This window comes from Bacillus sp. FF-1 (assembly GCF_028548245.1).
GTDB classification, from domain to species: Bacteria; Bacillota; Bacilli; order Bacillales; family Bacillaceae_G; genus Bacillus_A; species Bacillus_A paranthracis.
This window is the reverse complement of record NZ_JAQQGG010000003.1, coordinates 263,803-276,622: the sequence shown is the minus strand read 5'-3', so window position 1 is coordinate 276,622 and position 12,820 is coordinate 263,803. Positions and strand designations below refer to the sequence as shown.

18 protein-coding genes are annotated in these 12,820 nt (G+C 35.7%); 12 read left to right on the top strand and 6 right to left on the bottom strand.

The genetic code is table 11. The features are described from left to right. Positions 1 to 219: 219 nt before the first annotated feature. From gcvT to PQF83_RS11830, 12 genes are all read left to right on the top strand, one after another. Positions 220 to 1,320, top strand: coding sequence for a glycine cleavage system aminomethyltransferase GcvT (gene gcvT, locus PQF83_RS11885; protein WP_000631771.1), 1,101 nt, complete (start codon positions 220 to 222; stop codon positions 1,318 to 1,320). Between the two features lie 20 nt (positions 1,321 to 1,340). Continuing rightward, the gene (gcvPA, locus tag PQF83_RS11880) at positions 1,341 to 2,684 is read left to right on the top strand and encodes an aminomethyl-transferring glycine dehydrogenase subunit 1 (RefSeq protein WP_000903230.1); all 1,344 of its coding nucleotides are present in this window, start codon (positions 1,341 to 1,343) and stop codon (positions 2,682 to 2,684) included. After that, on the top strand, positions 2,681 to 4,156 hold the full coding sequence (gcvPB, locus tag PQF83_RS11875) for an aminomethyl-transferring glycine dehydrogenase subunit 2 (protein ID WP_000795698.1): 1,476 nt from the start codon (positions 2,681 to 2,683) through the stop codon (positions 4,154 to 4,156). The genes gcvPA and gcvPB overlap by 4 nt, the downstream gene beginning before the upstream one ends. A gap of 360 nt (positions 4,157 to 4,516) precedes the next feature. After that, positions 4,517 to 4,720 (top strand): DUF3929 family protein, encoded by a 204-nt coding sequence (locus PQF83_RS11870; RefSeq protein WP_000262495.1) that lies wholly within the window; start codon positions 4,517 to 4,519, stop codon positions 4,718 to 4,720. Between the two features lie 70 nt (positions 4,721 to 4,790). Beyond that, a complete protein-coding gene (locus PQF83_RS11865; RefSeq protein ID WP_000535935.1) occupies positions 4,791 to 4,982 on the top strand; it encodes a hypothetical protein in 192 nt (63 codons plus the stop codon). A 116-nt stretch (positions 4,983 to 5,098) separates the two neighbouring features. Next, positions 5,099 to 5,473 carry a GntR family transcriptional regulator gene (locus PQF83_RS11860; protein ID WP_001021363.1) on the top strand — a complete coding sequence of 125 codons (375 nt, stop codon included), beginning with the start codon at positions 5,099 to 5,101 and terminating at the stop codon, positions 5,471 to 5,473. Positions 5,474 to 5,476: 3 nt separating this feature from the next. Continuing rightward, on the top strand, positions 5,477 to 6,349 hold the full coding sequence (locus PQF83_RS11855; RefSeq protein WP_000891286.1) for an ABC transporter ATP-binding protein: 873 nt from the start codon (positions 5,477 to 5,479) through the stop codon (positions 6,347 to 6,349). After that, positions 6,330 to 6,998 (top strand): ABC-2 transporter permease, encoded by a 669-nt coding sequence (locus PQF83_RS11850; RefSeq protein ID WP_001249562.1) that lies wholly within the window; start codon positions 6,330 to 6,332, stop codon positions 6,996 to 6,998. The genes PQF83_RS11855 and PQF83_RS11850 overlap by 20 nt, the downstream gene beginning before the upstream one ends. 14 nt (positions 6,999 to 7,012) lie before the next feature. After that, positions 7,013 to 7,645, top strand: a complete 633-nt coding sequence (locus PQF83_RS11845; protein ID WP_001186556.1) for an ABC-2 transporter permease — start codon at positions 7,013 to 7,015, stop codon at positions 7,643 to 7,645. A gap of 32 nt (positions 7,646 to 7,677) precedes the next feature. After that, positions 7,678 to 8,301, top strand: coding sequence for an ABC-2 transporter permease (locus PQF83_RS11840; protein WP_000595386.1), 624 nt, complete (start codon positions 7,678 to 7,680; stop codon positions 8,299 to 8,301). A gap of 13 nt (positions 8,302 to 8,314) precedes the next feature. Then, a complete protein-coding gene (locus tag PQF83_RS11835) occupies positions 8,315 to 8,908 on the top strand; it encodes an ABC-2 transporter permease (protein ID WP_000811438.1) in 594 nt (197 codons plus the stop codon). A gap of 400 nt (positions 8,909 to 9,308) precedes the next feature. Further along, a complete protein-coding gene (locus PQF83_RS11830; RefSeq protein WP_002163518.1) occupies positions 9,309 to 9,497 on the top strand; it encodes a hypothetical protein in 189 nt (62 codons plus the stop codon). 16 nt (positions 9,498 to 9,513) lie between these two features. Here the strand turns inward: PQF83_RS11830 and PQF83_RS11825 are convergent, their stop codons facing one another. From PQF83_RS11825 to PQF83_RS11800, 6 genes are all read right to left on the bottom strand, one after another. Further along, on the bottom strand, positions 9,514 to 9,771 hold the full coding sequence (locus tag PQF83_RS11825) for a DUF3975 family protein (RefSeq protein ID WP_000265382.1): 258 nt from the start codon (positions 9,769 to 9,771) through the stop codon (positions 9,514 to 9,516). 15 nt (positions 9,772 to 9,786) lie between these two features. Further along, positions 9,787 to 10,101, bottom strand: a complete 315-nt coding sequence (locus PQF83_RS11820; RefSeq protein WP_000312623.1) for a DMT family transporter — start codon at positions 10,099 to 10,101, stop codon at positions 9,787 to 9,789. 1 nt (position 10,102) lies between these two features. Continuing rightward, positions 10,103 to 10,435, bottom strand: a complete 333-nt coding sequence (locus PQF83_RS11815) for a DMT family transporter (RefSeq protein ID WP_000312349.1) — start codon at positions 10,433 to 10,435, stop codon at positions 10,103 to 10,105. Between the two features lie 71 nt (positions 10,436 to 10,506). Further along, positions 10,507 to 11,088 (bottom strand): TetR/AcrR family transcriptional regulator, encoded by a 582-nt coding sequence (locus tag PQF83_RS11810; RefSeq protein WP_002163519.1) that lies wholly within the window; start codon positions 11,086 to 11,088, stop codon positions 10,507 to 10,509. Between the two features lie 96 nt (positions 11,089 to 11,184). Next, positions 11,185 to 12,162 carry a LacI family DNA-binding transcriptional regulator gene (locus PQF83_RS11805; protein ID WP_001273959.1) on the bottom strand — a complete coding sequence of 326 codons (978 nt, stop codon included), beginning with the start codon at positions 12,160 to 12,162 and terminating at the stop codon, positions 11,185 to 11,187. A 252-nt stretch (positions 12,163 to 12,414) separates the two neighbouring features. Further along, on the bottom strand, positions 12,415 to 12,798 hold the full coding sequence (locus PQF83_RS11800; RefSeq protein WP_000108655.1) for a rhodanese-like domain-containing protein: 384 nt from the start codon (positions 12,796 to 12,798) through the stop codon (positions 12,415 to 12,417). Between the last annotated feature and the right edge of the window lie 22 nt (positions 12,799 to 12,820).

Sequence of the window (12,820 nt, the reverse complement as noted above, 5' to 3'; positions counted from 1 at the left end):
TTTTTATGCTAGAATATTGATGAAATATAGCGAATAATGTTAGGATAATGGTGTGAAATGTGTGGAATCTTTCGTATTTTATCCAAGAAAGTGATTTTTTATTTACGCTTTCATAAAAAAATATAATGAGATTCCGTATATCCTATCTTTTTAGAATGAAAATGTTTAGAAATGAGTAACAACTTTTATTGATTTGTCAGAGCATAAGGGGGAGAGATCATGATTACATTACAACGTACACCGTTATTTGATGTATACGCGAAGTATGGTGGGAAAACAATCGACTTCGGTGGTTGGGAGTTACCAGTTCAATTTTCAAGCATTAAAGAAGAACATGAAGCTGTACGTACAGCGGCAGGTTTGTTCGATGTGTCTCACATGGGAGAAGTTGAGGTAAAAGGTGTAGATAGTTTAGCATTTTTACAACGTGTTGTTACAAATGACGTATCTACCTTAAAGGTAGGGGGCGCACAATATACAGCAATGTGCTACGAAAATGGTGGTACAGTAGATGATTTATTAATCTACAAACGTGGTGAAGAAGACTATTTATTAGTTATCAACGCATCAAATATCGAGAAAGATTACGAATGGTTAGCTAGCCATGTAATTGGCGATGCGACAGTAGTCAATGTTTCTAGTGAAGTTGCACAGCTTGCAATTCAAGGACCAAAAGCAGAAGGCATTTTACAAAAAGTTGTGTCAGAAGATTTGAAAGAAATTAAGTTCTTTAAATTTAAAAACGATATTCTTGTAGATGGAATTCCAGCACTTGTATCTCGTACAGGTTATACAGGTGAAGATGGATTTGAAATTTACTGTAAGAGTGAAGATGCTGCAAAACTTTGGGAGAAACTTCTTGAAGTTGGAGCAGAAGAAGGCTTAAAACCATGTGGCTTAGGTGCTCGTGATACACTTCGCTTCGAAGCAACATTACCACTTTACGGTCAAGAATTATCAAAAGATATTACACCGATTGAAGCTGGAATTGGCTTTGCGGTAAAACCAAATAAAGAAGCAGACTTCTTTGGAAAAGCAACGTTAAAAGAGCAAAAAGAAAACGGTGCACCTCGTAAGTTAGTCGGCATCGAAGTAATTGAACGTGGAATTCCTCGTACGCATTACCCTGTATTTATTGGAGAAGAAAAAATTGGGGAAGTAACGAGTGGTACACAATCTCCAACGTTAAAGAAAAGCATTGGTTTAGCACTAATTGATGTAAAATACGCAGCAGTTGATACAGAAGTAGAAATTGAAATTCGTAATAAACGCGTCAAAGCAGTAGTTGTTCCAACACCATTTTATAAACGTTCAAAGTAACGGGGAGAGGGGTAGATTTCATGTTGCATCGTTATCTTCCAATGACAGAAGAAGACAAAAAAGAAATGTTACAAACGATCGGCGTTCAAACGATCGATGAGTTATTCTCTGATATTCCAGAGAGTGTTCGTTTTAAAGGGGATTTAAAAATTAAAGAAGCAAAATCAGAGCCAGAGCTTTTAAAAGAGTTATCTCAAATGGCTAGTAAAAATGCGAACTTAAAAGAATACGCTTCTTTCCTAGGAGCAGGCGTATACGATCATTATGCTCCAGTAATTGTAGATCATGTTATCTCTCGCTCAGAATTTTATACAGCTTACACGCCATACCAACCGGAAATTTCACAAGGGGAATTACAAGCAATTTTTGAATTCCAAACAATGATTTGTGAGTTAACAGGAATGGATGTAGCAAACTCTTCTATGTACGACGGAGGTACAGCTTTAGCTGAAGCGGCAATGCTAGCAGCTGGCCATACTCGTAAAAAGAAAATTCTTGTATCTAGCGCAGTTCATCCAGAATCAAGAGCTGTACTTGAAACATATGCAAAAGGTCAACATCTTGAAGTTGTTGAAATTAATCATAAAGATGGTGTAACAGATTTAGACGTATTACAAAGTGAAGTAGATGATACAGTTGCTTGTGTAATCGTTCAATATCCAAACTTCTTCGGACAAGTTGAAAAATTAGCTGATATTGAAAAAATCGTTCATCAACAAAAATCATTATTTATCGTTTCTTCAAATCCATTATCATTAGGCGCATTAACACCACCAGGAAAATTTGGTGCTGATATTGTCATCGGTGATGCACAACCATTTGGTATCCCAACGCAGTTTGGTGGACCACACTGTGGTTACTTTGCAACAACAAAAGCATTCATGCGTAAAATTCCAGGGCGTCTTGTCGGACAAACTGTAGATTCAGATGGTAAACGTGGATTTGTATTAACGTTACAAGCACGTGAACAGCATATTCGCCGTGACAAAGCGACGTCTAACATTTGTTCAAACCAAGCGTTAAATGCATTAGCAGCATCAGTTGCAATGACAGCACTTGGTAAACAAGGTGTGAAAGAAATGGCACGTCAAAACATTTCTAAAGCACAATATGCAAAACGTCAATTTGAAGCGAAAGGCTTCACAGTTACATTTGCTGGACCATTCTTCAATGAGTTCGTTGTAGATTGCAAGCGCCCAGTGAAAGAAGTAAACGATGCATTATTACAAAAGAATATTATCGGCGGTTACGACCTAGGCCGTGATTATAAAGAGCATGAGAACCATATGCTTGTAGCAGTAACTGAGCTTCGTACAAAAGATGAAATTGACACACTTGTAAACGAAATGGGGGCTATCCAATGAAGAATCAAGACCAAGCACTTATCTTTGAAGTGAGTAAAGAAGGACGCATAGGATATAGCTTACCAAAATTAGATGTAGAAGAAGTGAAACTAGAAGATGTATTTGAGAGCGATTATATTCGAGTAGAAGATGCAGAGCTACCAGAAGTATCTGAACTTGATATTATGCGCCACTATACAGCACTTTCAAACCGTAACCACGGTGTTGATTCTGGTTTCTATCCACTTGGATCTTGTACGATGAAATATAATCCGAAAATTAATGAGAGTGTAGCTCGTTTCGCAGGATTTGCAAATATTCATCCGTTGCAAGATGAAAAGACAGTACAAGGTGCAATGGAATTAATGTACGATTTACAAGAGCATTTAATTGAAATTACAGGTATGGATACTGTTACATTACAACCAGCAGCTGGTGCACACGGAGAATGGACAGGCTTAATGTTAATTCGTGCATACCATGAAGCAAATGGTGACTTTAACCGTACGAAAGTAATTGTTCCTGACTCTGCTCACGGAACGAATCCAGCATCTGCAACTGTAGCTGGTTTTGAAACAATTACAGTAAAATCAAATGAACATGGTCTTGTTGACTTAGAAGATTTAAAACGTGTTGTAAATGAAGAAACAGCAGCACTTATGTTAACAAATCCTAATACATTAGGTTTATTTGAAGAAAATATTTTAGAAATGGCAGAAATCGTCCATAATGCAGGCGGTAAATTATACTATGATGGTGCAAACTTAAATGCAGTATTAAGCCAAGCGCGCCCAGGAGATATGGGATTTGACGTTGTGCATTTAAACCTTCATAAAACATTTACAGGTCCTCACGGCGGCGGTGGCCCAGGTTCTGGTCCAGTAGGTGTGAAAGCTGATTTAATTCCGTACTTACCAAAACCAATTTTAGAGAAAACGGAAAATGGCTATCACTTTAACTATGATCGTCCAGAAGCAATTGGGCGCGTAAAACCATTCTACGGTAACTTCGGAATTAACGTTCGTGCATACACATACATTCGTTCTATGGGTCCAGATGGCTTGCGTGCAGTAACAGAGTATGCAGTATTAAATGCGAACTATATGATGAGAAGATTAGCACCATTCTATGATCTTCCATTTGATAGACATTGTAAGCATGAGTTTGTATTATCAGGTCGTCGTCAAAAGAAACTTGGTGTACGTACATTAGATATCGCAAAACGCCTGCTTGATTTCGGTTACCATCCACCAACAATTTACTTCCCATTAAATGTGGAAGAATGTATTATGATTGAGCCGACGGAAACAGAATCAAAAGAAACATTAGACGGTTTCATTGATAAGATGATTCAAATCGCTAAAGAAGTAGAAGAAAATCCAGAAGTTGTACAAGAAGCACCGCATACAACAGTCATTAAACGTTTAGATGAAACGATGGCTGCACGTAAACCAGTTTTACGTTATGCAAAGCCAGCTCCTGTACAAGTTTGATAGAATAACAAAGGAAGAACTCGCTATATGCGAGTTCTTTTTTTGTATGGAGAATTTGTTCCGCAATTTGTGGCCTGGTAATCAGTAGAGATGAACAAAAACACCCACTGATTAAAGTTTCACTTTATGCAGAAGTGGTGAAGAAAATGTTAAAAATTTATATTTTTTGTTTCATAATGGTGTAAAGAAGCAGTTTTATAGGTGATTTTGTTGAAAAAGTCAGTTTGATAAAAGTATTTATTTTTGTTAGAATTTTATTGAAATTAAGAAGGTGTGATGAGGCAAAAATTACTCATTTTTATGTATATGTGAAAAAACGAGCAAGACGGGGGTGAAAGTGTGGGATATCGATGTTATAGGATGGTATACCATTTAGAAAATGGAGAAACAATTAAAGATGTAAAAGAATTTTGTTACCGAGATCAAGGAAAAGTACTAGAAAGAGTAGCGCATCGTGTAATGGATAATAGAGAAGTGACGGCAATTGATAAGCAAGGAACGATTATTTCAATAGCATGTGAGGACATTGTAAAGGTGGAACTTGATTACATAACAGAAAGTTAACCTTGAGTCATATCGAATTATTCGATAAAATATACTGTTGAATGGTGAAGTGAGAAGAGAGGAGTTTATCATGGGTAGTACAAGACACTTTTATATGTTTATCTTAGCGTTTGTTCTTGTTGTGGCATTAACGATTTATTTAATTGTTGATAGCACTTGGTACAACACAGTTCATCCGGCGTTCCTTCTGTTTATGTATGTAGGAATTGCGGTAGTGAGTTTCGGAATGAGAGATGAGATGTTAGATCGCTTTGAAAAGTGATACATATACGAAAGGCCAACAGGAAAATGTTGGTCTTTTTTTCTTGCCAAAAATAGGATGTTGTGTATATACTGTATATATAAGGTATATACAGTATATACACACTGGAGGAAAACATGAATATTATTATTTCGAATTCTTCCCAAGACCCTATTTATGTACAGATAAGAAAACAATTAAGCCAGCTTATTTTAAATGGTGGTTTAAAGGGTGGAGAACAATTACCGTCTATTCGTAGCTTAGCAAAGGAATTACAGATTAGTGTAATTACTACGAAGCGTGCGTACGAGGAGCTTGAGAAAGAAGGATATATAGAAACTGTTGCTGGGAAGGGGACTTATGTTTCACGTAAAAATAATGAACTATTAAAAGAACAAAGGCTTCGTCTATTGGAAAGTAAAGCGGAAGAGATTGTAAATGAAAGTAAAGCGTTACAGCTTTCACTTGAAGAATTACAGCAGATGATTGCGTGTTTATATGAGGGGGAATAAGAGATGTTAGAGTTAAAAAACGTATGTAAAAGCTATGAAGATTTTGCAGTAAAAAATATAAGTTTTACATTACCATGCGGATATATTATGGGATTTGTCGGACCGAATGGGGCCGGGAAAAGTACGACGATCAAAATGATTATGAATTTAATTAGAAAAGATAGCGGCGATATAAAAATTTTTGGCAAGGACAATAAGAAAGCCGAAAAGGAAATAAAGCAAAATATCGGCTTTGTATATGATGAAAATCATTATTACGAAGATTTAACGTGTGAGCAAATGAAGCGTATTATTGCACCGTTATATAAAAAGTGGGATGAAGAGCAGTATCAATCGTATATGCATAGATTGCAAGTTCCGAAGTATAAAAAAATTAAAGAATTATCAAAAGGAATGAAAATGAAATTTGCGATTGCCATCGCGCTCTCGCACCACGCAGAATTTATCATCATGGATGAACCAACAGCAGGATTAGATCCAGTTGTTCGAAGTGAATTACTTGATATGTTGCAAGAAATTGTAATGGAAGATGAAGTATCGGTATTATTCTCAACGCACATTACAACAGATTTAGAGCGCATTGCAGATTATATTACGTTTATCAACGATGGAGAAATTATATTTACTGGTGAAAAAGAAGACTTGATGGAGAACTACGTAATCGTAAAAGGAAGTAATGATTTATTAGATCGAGAAGGAAAAGAACTATTTGTTGGATTACGAAAAAATAAATTTGGTTTTGAAGGTTTAGCGAAGGATAAACAAGCAATTATTGACTGGTTTGGAAATGAGGTTGTACTAGAAAAGCCTACATTAGATGATATTATCGTTTACACTGCGAAAGGGAGGGGTGCCTATGCGTCAGCTCGTATATAAAGATTTGTTCTTTTTTCGGGTAATGTGGTTAGTGAATTTTGTTATGCCTCTTTTGTTTTTTATGTTAGAGCCAAGTGGTGAATTTTTATTTCCGATGAGTTGTCTATTTATAACCCTTTCCTCCGTTATGACGTTAACCTTTATGGATGAAAGAAATAAAAGTGACATTATTATAAATAGTTTACCAGTAAGTCGAAAGGATATCATTATTGCTAGATATATTTCCTGTGCAATATTTATTGTCGGTGCCATTCTTTCTACGATGTTAGTTGTTTTTCTTATAAGAGGCATTGTGGTAATTGGTGATATCGGTACATACCATCCGAATCTATACATTGAAATTCCATGGTATGAAGTAATAAATGGAGCTGTTTACGCCTTGCTTTTTGTTGCAATGTTTTTCCCCAGTTATTATGGTACAAAATCAAAGGTAGTGAGAAGTATAGTATCAGCAGCATCAATGGGAGTAGGTGTAATTCTTTGGCTATTTATTAGTGATGGATTGGATGAAACAACGCCTCCATTCATGGAGTGGATTATGAACCCGGTGCATATTGGTGTATTTATAATTGGAGGAATTATATTAGCTAGTGTCTATATCGTTTCTATGCTTCTTACAATTAAAATTTATGAAACGCGTGATTTATAGAGAGGAGAATTCATATGCAACAGTTGATTTTGAAGGAGTTTTTTTTACAGAAGAAGATGTTTCCTTTCTATTTTTTAATCCCTATTTTATCTATTTTTAAGAATTCCGTCGAACCAATGGGGATTGCAATAGGATTATTTATAACATGTAGTACAATTATTTATATTTCTTTTTATCATGAGGAGAAAAGTAAAACAGAAAAAGTATTAGTGAGTTTGCCTATAACGAGAAAAGAGATAGTTATATCTAAATATATTTCAAGCACATTATTTATTATAGCTGGTTTGAGTATAACTTTTATAGTCATAATATTAGGAAATATTTTATTAGACAGAGATATAGTTATTCCTGGATATGCAGTGTTTTCAGCAATAGTAGCAACTTTGATTTATTGTGTAGTAACGATACCGACTAATTACATTGGGGGATATAAAGTTATTACAGTCTTGAATTTGATTATGCTGTTTCCTTTAATAGGCATGATTGGTCTTATGTGCAATATTTTTGGTGATAAAACAATTATGTTAAAAGTACTTCACTCTCAAGAGGCTACGCAAGCAATGGGTGTTCTTGGTATTGGAGTATTAGTGAGTATATTCATATCAATGTTCCTCTCAATGAAAATGTTTCAGCAGGCAGAGTTATAGAAGGGACATTTTCATATTAGGAGGTGCAATACATGATCAAGCAATTAGTTTTAAAAGATATGATGATGCAAAGAAAGTTAGGGTTTGTTTATCTTATATGTTTGGTTTTCCTTGCTATTGTTGATTTTCGTAGTGATAGTTTTCTTATGACGATTAGCGTATCTATACCTTTTCTTAGCACGGTACTGTCAATGAGTTATGAGGGGAAAAATAAAAGTGAAACGATAGTAAATAGCTTACCGTTTGACCGTAAAGATCTTGTCATAGGGAAATACATATTTGTAAGTATTTTAGTTGCTCTAGGTGGATGTTTCTCACTAGTGATTGGTTTCATACAGTTGCAAAATGAGCATATGACTGGATTTATGCTATGGGGAGAAATTCTCGGAGGTATAACAGGTGGGTTTGTTTGTAGCATAATTGTACTTCCGATTGAATTCTCAGTAGGATATAGCAGTGCCAAACAAATTGCTCCGTTCGCCGGACTTGCATTGGGATATTTGAGTGGATTGATTGTAAGTAACGTTTGGTTAGATGTAGAAAATGCTTGGAACACGAGTCTAGTCGTAAATATTTGTTTTATAGCAGGGCTTCTTATTTTGTATGTTATATCCATGTTACTCTCAATTAACTTATACAATGAGCGTGATTTATAAGGAGGGAGCGATTGTGAAGCAACTTATAATAAAAGACTTTATCGTGCAATGGAAGTATTTAATATGGCACTTAATATATCCTCTTTTCATGTATATGACATTAATAGACATGAAAAGTTTTTACATAATTATGTCAGCTATAATTCCAGTTATAGCAATTTTAAGAACATTTAATGACGATAAAAAATATAATAGTGAAGTAATAGTAAATAGTTTACCACTAGCAAGAACGCAAATTGTGTTAGCTAAATACATAATGGCACTTATTATTTTTATTATAAGTATGATAGTGTCTAGTCCTGTAGTAATTAATCGGTTTGAAGATGGAACTGTTGAATTTATAACGACAACAGTAATTACGATTTCTGGTTTTGTTTTTATATATTTAAGTTTTGTCTTACCGATGTTGTTTTGGGTTAGCTACAAAAAAGCTACTTTTATTACGTTTTTCATACTAATAGCACCGACAGCAATTGGTACCATGTTCTTTGAAATCAGCATGGAACAAATTCAACTATATAACAGCGTGTTATTCATTAGTTCAATATGCATGTTTATAATATCTATCTTCGTTTCAGTGAAATTGTATGAGAAGAGAGAATTTTAAAAGGTGCCTTATGTAAGGCACCTTCTTCAATAGCGACAATAGGAAAGTAAAAGTTTATCCCGCTTTAACGGGCAGTAAGACCCCCACCTCAAAATTCAGTGGAAGCAAAGAAGTTAGGTGGGGGATCAACTGTCCGTAAAAGTCCGATTGGTTCAACTAATAATCAGTGGGGGATGAACAAAACCCCCACTGATTAAAGTTTCACTTTATAAACAGAGAGGCTATTCGGTACAACATCTTTTGGAGTATGTAATATAAAGCTGAAAACGATAACGAGAATAAGAAAGAGGAAAAATAAAAATAGGATCTGCTTATGTACGGAATTTTGCATATTATCCACTCCTTTTTTAGGTAGTATGTCCAAAAGAAAGGAGTGTATGAAAAATTTTAGGAGGGGAGAATGATGAGCAAAAGAAAATGGTTATATAGAATAGGGATATTTTTCGTTTCAATCGGTCTCATATTAGCAAATGTTTATTCAGATATACCACCGTTATTTCCTAGTTTGCATAAAGGGGTTGGTATAAGTATTGCCATAGTCGGTCTGTTTTGTCTTATCACATCAAACTTTTATAGAAAGTCTGAATGAATATAAAAAAGGACAGTTACTCTTTTTCAGAAGAACTGTCCTTTTTAAATAACTTATTCCATAGCCTGGCGATACTCCATATAATGACGATTGCAATGGAGGCAATAATGGACCAAACGATTGATATCATTTCAAGTGTCATGTTAGGAAGGAATGTGAGAATGGATACTACTTTATGAAACAACCATTCTATTATGTGAAAACTTATTTGTAATAGAATGACGATACCAAGTGTGATCCATGCTAACAGTTGCTTCCCTTTTTCTTTCCACATGACATTCACCTCACGTTAGCTTAATAGTTTTAAGCCAACAGCGCCGCATAGAATGCAGCTTAAGAAAGCAAGACGACGCCAATCCGCTGATTCGCGGAAAATAAGGATGCCTAGAAGTGCACTTCCGGCAGTTCCGATTCCAGTCCAAATCGCGTAAGCAGTTCCCATCGGTAATGTGTTCATCGCAAGGGATAAGAAGAAGAAGCTTACGCCGAAGTTAGCGATTAAAATAACTTTTGGTGCCCAGCCTTTCTTTTCAGTGGCTACTTTCATAAAGAGTACACCAATAATTTCACAAATACCAGCTAGAATTAAAAATACCCAAGCCATTTTATGCGGCCTCCTTCGCTTCTTTTTCTTCTGTTACTCGCTTTAAACCAATTACGCCAAAGAAGATTAAACCAATTAATAATACTTTTACGATAGAGAATGGCTCTCCGAAAACGAAAATTTCTGTAAGAACGATTCCACCAGCTCCAATTCCAGTGAAGACTGCGTATACAGTACCAACAGGTAAATCTTTATAAGCTCTAAATAATAAGACGAAACTAATTGTAATTAATAACGCAACACCAGCCCATTCAAGTGGAGCCTCCGCGTGTTTTAATCCAATTACCCAAAAGATTTCAATAATACCAGCTAAGATTACATAAATCCATGCCATATGTCATTTCTCCTTCCTACCAGTCGTTAGGTAAAGGGCTTAAAAACGACGCATTGCAAAGGAGCAATCCGTCAGTTTGAAAGTCCACGCCAAAATACTTTCCAAGAAGCGTCTAAACGTGTCTCAAAACGATTTAAACCTGCGTATAGTAGTTCAACCATAAGACCGTCAAGTAAGCATAGAAAAGCCTCTAAGGCGTCTTTTACTTCAATGTTATGCAACTCATCTCGTTCGCTTGCTCTTTTAAATACAGGGAATAAAAGTTTTCCGACGTTTTCAATGTGTACATTTGCTTTATTAATAATTTGTTCGCGAAATGCATCAGGCGGAAAATAAGAAGTTCGTAACCAAAACATTGATTCTTCACTTTCACCAAATCGTTTTGCATAGCCCTTTAGTAGCTGTAAGAGCAATTCTTCAGTAGACGAATTGGAAAACTTTTCGATATCGCCTGTGAAGCTCTGTAAATCTTTTTGAAGAGCGGATTCTAAGCATGTAAAATATAGCTCTTCTTTTCCTTTAAAGTGTGCGTAAATTGATGGTTTTTTAATCCCGACTTCTTGAGCAATATTTGCTAATGAAGTTCCTTCGTAGCCGTAGCGTGCGAAATGAGAAAGTGCTACAGCTTTAATGCGGTTTGATGTCATTTTCATCCCCTACCTACCGTTCGTTAGGTTTATTATATGCGAGTAAAAATATAAAGTCAATAGGTGAAGAGCTGAAAAAGAGCGCTATAGGTAACGCTCTTATTAGACAGTATCTCGTTCGATTAACTGGAATGAAAGCTCTTTTGCGTTCCCGATAATTTGCTCGCTTTGGATTTGTTTATGGAATAAAGAAAACGCATGTGAGCCCATTTCGAGACCGGGATGTTCAATTGTTGAAATTTCTAACGCCTTTGAAATTTCATGATTATCAAATCCGAGGATAGCAAGATCTTCGGGTACTCGAAGACCTTGCTTTCGAGCCTCTGTTAATAAACCAGCTGCAACTTGATCGTTCGCTGTAAAAATAGCGGTTGGACGATTTTTCATGTTTACAATACGATGGAGTATTTGTGCACCGTCTTGCATTGTATAGCATTGGTGAAAAATCCATTCGGGATGTAACGTTTTGCCTTCGTTACGAAGTGTATCAGCAAACGCTTTTTCACGTTCCATAGAATTTACACTTGTTTTTCTTGCTAAACAAATCCCGATTTTTTCATGACCTTTATTGAGTAAATAGGCGGTGCCGAGACGGAAGCCTTCATAATGATCTACGTAGACAGATGAAATGAGGGGGTGGTGCATTTTTTCGCATGAAATAATAGGAGCAAATTTTGCGAAAGGTTCAATTTGTTCCCATGAACTCGTTCGAGAGCAAATAATCATCCCGTCGAATTGTTTCATTTTCATCATTTCCAGAACACGAATTTCTTCGATACTATCGTAATTCGTTTGACATAAATTAATGTGATATCCAGCTGCTAACGCTTCGTTACCGATTCCTTCAATAATGGTACTGAAGTATGGAAGGTTAATGAAAGGGAGCATAACACCGATCGTATATGTTTTTCCTTTTATTAAATGAATAGCATTTATATTTTTGGCATAGTTCAATTCTTCAACAGCATCTAGAACACGCTTACGTTTTTCTTCTTTTACGTAAGGGTGATTATTCAGGACGCGAGAAACAGTTGATATGGATACACCAGCGGTTTTTGCAATTTGTTTTATATTGGCCATATGTATCACCTCTTCCTCTTATTATAAAGGGAAAATAATAAGAATGAAAAAAATCTTGACCTGAAAAGCTTTTCACAAACTATGTTATAAATATGACTTCTGTTATTCGCGTAACCTTTTTATTTGGGCGTGAGAATGATAGGGGTCTTTCTTGCGTCTATAAAAGAATTTTTGTCAAAATGTGTGAGAATAACGTGGAAAGTTTTCAAATGAAAAAACTAGCTGAATTATTCAGCTAGTTTTTGTATGTTATTATTTCTTTTTAATTTTTCCAGTCCACGTTTTAAATCCACCTTGTAATTGGTAGAAATCTTTGTAGCCTTGTTTCTTTAGGTATTGAGCCGCACGACCAGTACGGAATCCACTTTGACAGTATAAGTAAACTGGTTGATCTTTACGAAGTTCTTTATGACGAAGGCGAATTTGTGATAACGGAATGTTACGTGCGCCTAAAATATGCCCTGCAGTATATTCGTCTGCTTCGCGAATATCGATAAGCTGTGCTTTACGGTAGCCAGCGCGAAACTCTTCTTCTGAAAGTGTTGTAATTAATTTCTTCTGATAGAAATACATCCATACAGTGTAACCGATGAACGCTACGATTACGGCTAATAAAATAATCCAAGTTGTTGACACGATTCTATCGCTCCCTTTTTTC

Excerpts from the sequence above, each read along its gene's own strand:
- gcvT (WP_000631771.1), top strand. The coding sequence starts at position 220 with ATGATTACATTACAACGTACACCGTTATTTGATGTATACGCGAAGTAT.
- gcvPA (WP_000903230.1), top strand. The coding sequence starts at position 1,341 with ATGTTGCATCGTTATCTTCCAATGACAGAAGAAGACAAAAAAGAAATG.
- gcvPB (WP_000795698.1), top strand. The coding sequence starts at position 2,681 with ATGAAGAATCAAGACCAAGCACTTATCTTTGAAGTGAGTAAAGAAGGA.
- PQF83_RS11870 (WP_000262495.1), top strand. The coding sequence starts at position 4,517 with ATGGTATACCATTTAGAAAATGGAGAAACAATTAAAGATGTAAAAGAA.
- PQF83_RS11865 (WP_000535935.1), top strand. The coding sequence starts at position 4,791 with ATGGGTAGTACAAGACACTTTTATATGTTTATCTTAGCGTTTGTTCTT.
- PQF83_RS11860 (WP_001021363.1), top strand. The coding sequence starts at position 5,099 with ATGAATATTATTATTTCGAATTCTTCCCAAGACCCTATTTATGTACAG.
- PQF83_RS11855 (WP_000891286.1), top strand. The coding sequence starts at position 5,477 with ATGTTAGAGTTAAAAAACGTATGTAAAAGCTATGAAGATTTTGCAGTA.
- PQF83_RS11850 (WP_001249562.1), top strand. The coding sequence starts at position 6,330 with ATGCGTCAGCTCGTATATAAAGATTTGTTCTTTTTTCGGGTAATGTGG.
- PQF83_RS11845 (WP_001186556.1), top strand. The coding sequence starts at position 7,013 with ATGCAACAGTTGATTTTGAAGGAGTTTTTTTTACAGAAGAAGATGTTT.
- PQF83_RS11840 (WP_000595386.1), top strand. The coding sequence starts at position 7,678 with ATGATCAAGCAATTAGTTTTAAAAGATATGATGATGCAAAGAAAGTTA.
- PQF83_RS11830 (WP_002163518.1), top strand. The coding sequence starts at position 9,309 with ATGATGAGCAAAAGAAAATGGTTATATAGAATAGGGATATTTTTCGTT.
- PQF83_RS11825 (WP_000265382.1), bottom strand. The coding sequence starts at position 9,771 with ATGTGGAAAGAAAAAGGGAAGCAACTGTTAGCATGGATCACACTTGGT.
- PQF83_RS11820 (WP_000312623.1), bottom strand. The coding sequence starts at position 10,101 with ATGGCTTGGGTATTTTTAATTCTAGCTGGTATTTGTGAAATTATTGGT.
- PQF83_RS11815 (WP_000312349.1), bottom strand. The coding sequence starts at position 10,435 with ATGGCATGGATTTATGTAATCTTAGCTGGTATTATTGAAATCTTTTGG.
- PQF83_RS11810 (WP_002163519.1), bottom strand. The coding sequence starts at position 11,088 with ATGAAAATGACATCAAACCGCATTAAAGCTGTAGCACTTTCTCATTTC.
- PQF83_RS11805 (WP_001273959.1), bottom strand. The coding sequence starts at position 12,162 with ATGGCCAATATAAAACAAATTGCAAAAACCGCTGGTGTATCCATATCA.